Annotated in this window: 4 protein-coding genes and 1 pseudogene; all 5 read right to left on the bottom strand. The window is 42.3% G+C overall.

All coding sequences use genetic code 11. The features are described from left to right. Positions 1–87 precede the first annotated feature (87 nt). The gene (locus AC19MV_RS22845) at positions 88–771 is read right to left on the bottom strand and encodes an ATP-binding protein (protein ID WP_498299536.1); all 684 of its coding nucleotides are present in this window, start codon (positions 769–771) and stop codon (positions 88–90) included. Between the two features lie 386 nt (positions 772–1157). Beyond that, a pseudogene (locus tag AC19MV_RS22840) lies at positions 1158–1427 on the bottom strand (IS481 family transposase); the annotation flags it as partial. Positions 1428–1442: 15 nt separating this feature from the next. Further along, positions 1443–1982 carry a peptide-methionine (S)-S-oxide reductase gene (locus tag AC19MV_RS22835; RefSeq protein WP_041413416.1) on the bottom strand — a complete coding sequence of 180 codons (540 nt, stop codon included), beginning with the start codon at positions 1980–1982 and terminating at the stop codon, positions 1443–1445. 29 nt (positions 1983–2011) lie between these two features. Continuing rightward, entirely contained in the window at positions 2012–2512 is a 501-nt protein-coding gene (gene msrA, locus AC19MV_RS22830; RefSeq protein WP_011711652.1) for a peptide-methionine (S)-S-oxide reductase MsrA, read from the bottom strand. 2 nt (positions 2513–2514) lie between these two features. Then, a complete protein-coding gene (gene msrB / locus AC19MV_RS22825; protein WP_011711653.1) occupies positions 2515–2961 on the bottom strand; it encodes a peptide-methionine (R)-S-oxide reductase MsrB in 447 nt (148 codons plus the stop codon). Between the last annotated feature and the right edge of the window lie 181 nt (positions 2962–3142).

Here is a 3142-nt window from a genome sequence, read left to right as displayed (position 1 = left end):
TTTCAAGGAGCTTTCTAATGACGGCTTGCTTATGCTCTTCTGGATAATGCTTCATTCATAACAAACTTACCGCTCCCTGTTTTATTTTTATGAAAAACTGAGGCGACAACTATCCTGACACAGGGGGATAAAGCAATCTGCAACCATGTCTTTTAACCCTTCCATCAATTTTGTTTTTTTGTGCATGACGGACGTTAAGCGTTCAATGTGCCTCATTGATTTCCCTGGACGGCACAGAGAGAATTTATCAGCAATATCCTTGAGTCCTGACTGTCGAGCTTTAATCGGGGATAGGTGCGACAAGTTGTGCTGGATAATTGCGCAGTAATCCTTGATGGTTTTGATCTGCCGGGACACTTCTGTTATCTGAGCGATGTCTTCCGAGAGCCAGCAATCAATATTTTCCGCATTATTCAGCTTCATTTTGCTCTGTTCTGTAAATAAAGTGGAATCGGCGTCCCCTTTGACAAACCTGTAATGCAACGTGTTGTTATGTCTGTAAAGCACGACACAGGAGATCTGATCTTGTCGTTGATATTCAAAAATGACAAAACTACGTGCTTTAGAAAGATAGAAATCCAGAAAGGTTTTAGGCTTTTCTCTGACCATATACTGAGGGTCAATCCCATAAAAAACAGGAACCAGAACAAGAGATGAGGTTTTTCCTGCTCCGTTTGTCCCTGAGATGTTGCTATGACCCGTCAAGGATATTTCCGTCAATGAAGGAAACGCGCTCTGGTTGGTGATGATCCGCAGTAGTGCACTTTTCATAAAAATCGCCTGCAAAATATACATTAAATCAATATATATCAGATCAGTGCATATTGGTAGTGTCAAGGTTAAATAATAGGCAATTTTGTACTAGGTAGCGTTTTAATTTGATTATGGACTTTATGCTATACCGATAAATACACAGGAAATTTTTTTCACAAAAGTGTATGAATGTTGATAGAAGCAACAAGCTACCATCGAAGGGCGTTTCCAAAGATATTGGTATAACAGAGCATCGAACAGACTCAGTTGGAAAGGATCTCGCGTAGAAGCTCTATCATCTTCACGGATAACTCGCGTTTCCAACGATAAATTAGTTTGGGATTATGTAGGGTAACGTTGTTGTATCGTTATGTGATTTTACTCACTTAGCGCGGTGTACAGAACTACTGGATCAGATCAGTTTCAACTGACGTTCTGCCGTTGCACATTTTGCCCTGATGAGTTCGTTCATTGTTGTAAGACAGCCACTCATCCTGATCATTTTGCCGCGTCTCCAGCGTTTGATTAACTTGTTGCGAAAAGCCACCTGATAAAACTCGTTCAGGATCGCCTTATCAAACTGCTCGCAGATCCCATTCGTTTGCGGTGACATCGTTTTAGTTTTCGTGTGATCGATGCCACTACTAGAGTTGGTAATCATGACGCTCGAACTTGCAGAGTAGCACAGCCTATATCGATGTTAACTCTACACCTGACTCTGTCAATTTATGTGTATCAACATAGTGGCTGAAACGTGCTAATAAGAAGGTGAGTTTTGGATGAATGTACCTTTGACAAAATGGTCTGTTGGGTGCTGTATAAAAGTAGTCGATAAGCTCAGTTTTATTCGCTTTAAAATCCTTAAAAAAATAAACCTGAGTAATGACTGGCTGCTCAAAATCAGCTCTACAGGCATCTAATATGTTTACAGCCTGGTTATACTGAACCTCATCATAAGCGTATATCGCTGAACGATATTTACCACGCATTGAGTGGTTTGATGTGCTCGCGTGAGTATGTAAATGGATTTCGATCAAGGTTGATAAAGAAATAACAGTCGGATCAAAAACCACTTCAATGGCTTCGCTGAACTGAGCGTTGTCACCAATTGAGGCGATCCAACCTTGATTGACAGTAGCAATGCCAATAAGTGATGAAAATACGCCTTCGGTGCACCAGTGACAACCACCGCCTAAGCCGATTGTATTAAGGGTGGTTGTCGTATGCAAATTGCAAGTCTGTGTGGGCTGCTGCAAACTCATTGAGATGAGGGCAACTTCCAGTCTGGTCTGGGGAAGTGGCAGGTATAGCCATTTGGTCGGAGTTCCAAATAGTCCTGATGCATAGCCTCCGCTTCCCAAAAATCACTTGCAGGTTCGACTTCAGTCACTACTTTTCCAGGCCATAATCCCGAAGCATCCACGTCAGCAATGGTTTTTACTGCCTCAGCATGCTGTGCCTCAGAGGTATAATAAATGGCTGAGCGATAAGATGTGCCCTTGTCATTACCTTGTCTATTTACTGTACTAGGGTCATGAATCTGAAAGAAAAACTCTAAAATTTGTCGATAGCTGGTGATTTCATTATCGAACATTATTTCAATGCCTTCAGCATGGTTACCATGATTGCGGTAGGTAGCATTAGCCACTTCACCACCGGTATAACCTACTCGGGTTGAAGTGATACCGGGACGTTTGCGGATAAGATCCTGCATGCCCCAAAAGCAGCCACCGGCTAATACTGCGCGTTCAATTGCCATAATTAAATGTCCTCTACTTGGTCTAAATACTCTGCGTAACCTTTACTTGCCATTTCTTCCCTAGGAATAAAACGTAATGACGCTGAGTTAATACAATAACGTAGGCCACCCTGGTCTTTGGGACCGTCTGAAAATACATGGCCTAAGTGACTGTCGCCATGAGTTGAGCGCACTTCTGTGCGGGTCATGCCGTGCGACCTATCAGTGATTTCAATTACGTTGACAGAGTCTATCGCTTTGGTAAAGCTCGGCCAACCACACCCTGATTCATACTTGGCAGAAGACGCAAATAAAGGCTCACCTGACACGATATCCACGTAAATGCCGGGCTTGGTGTTCTTTAGCAATTCACCAGTCCCTGGACGCTCTGTACCATTTTCTTGCGTCACCCGATACTGCTCCTTAGTCAGAGCAGAAATCGCATTCATAGATTTTTGATAGGTATTCATAAATGTCCTCTTATAGAGTAGAGCCATGTGCCTTTCAGATTATAAGAGACCTTCCGGAGTTTTTCAAGTTAGTTGTCGCATCAAATTAAATTTTATGCCGCCCGCATTGCTTCTTTTTTCTCTGGATTTAAATTTACTTCATTGATCATTGTCCAATCTCTAGATTTTCCTGACCAACGAA

The sequence above is a fragment of the Shewanella sp. MF05913 genome (assembly GCF_059758095.1).
The sequence above is the reverse complement of the archived record's forward strand: the minus strand, read 5'-3'. Positions and strand labels throughout refer to the sequence as shown.

Coding starts and splice junctions, on each gene's coding strand:
- msrB (WP_011711653.1), bottom strand. CDS start 2,961: ATGAATACCTATCAAAAATCTATGAATGCGATTTCTGCTCTGACTAAG.
- AC19MV_RS22845 (WP_498299536.1), bottom strand. CDS start 771: ATGAAAAGTGCACTACTGCGGATCATCACCAACCAGAGCGCGTTTCCT.
- msrA (WP_011711652.1), bottom strand. CDS start 2,512: ATGGCAATTGAACGCGCAGTATTAGCCGGTGGCTGCTTTTGGGGCATG.